Source organism: Idiomarina sp. UBA4206, from assembly GCF_002383015.1.
GTDB classification, from domain to species: domain Bacteria; phylum Pseudomonadota; class Gammaproteobacteria; order Enterobacterales; family Alteromonadaceae; genus Idiomarina; species Idiomarina abyssalis.
On sequence record NZ_DFTS01000053.1, the window covers coordinates 13872 to 14181 of the forward strand.

Consider the following 310-nt stretch of genomic DNA (forward strand, 5'->3'; position numbering starts at 1 on the left):
TTTGGGCGGGCATTAATTAATGCCCTGGATACAACTGACGCTTTCCTGCAGTGAAGAGCATGCTCCCCAGGTTGGGGACATGCTCATGGCTAACGGCGCTCAGGCGGTTACATACCGCGACGGCGCTGATACCCCCATTTTTGAGCCTCGCCCCGGCGACGTTATATTGTGGGAACACACCTTAGCGACGGGCTTGTTTGACGCCGAAGCTGATATAAAAGCTATTATTGCCAACCTGAAGCAGTCCAACGTTTTCGACAGCAACTTGCAATACAAAGTCGACCCACTGGAAGACAAGGACTGGGAACGC

At 52.9% G+C, this 310-nt stretch carries 1 protein-coding gene; it reads left to right on the top strand.

Translation table 11 applies throughout. The annotated features are described in order from the left end of the window. Positions 1-19 precede the first annotated feature (19 nt). Positions 20-310: 50S ribosomal protein L11 methyltransferase (locus tag B3180_RS11100; RefSeq protein WP_286844531.1), on the top strand; the 291-nt coding region annotated here is incomplete at its 3' end.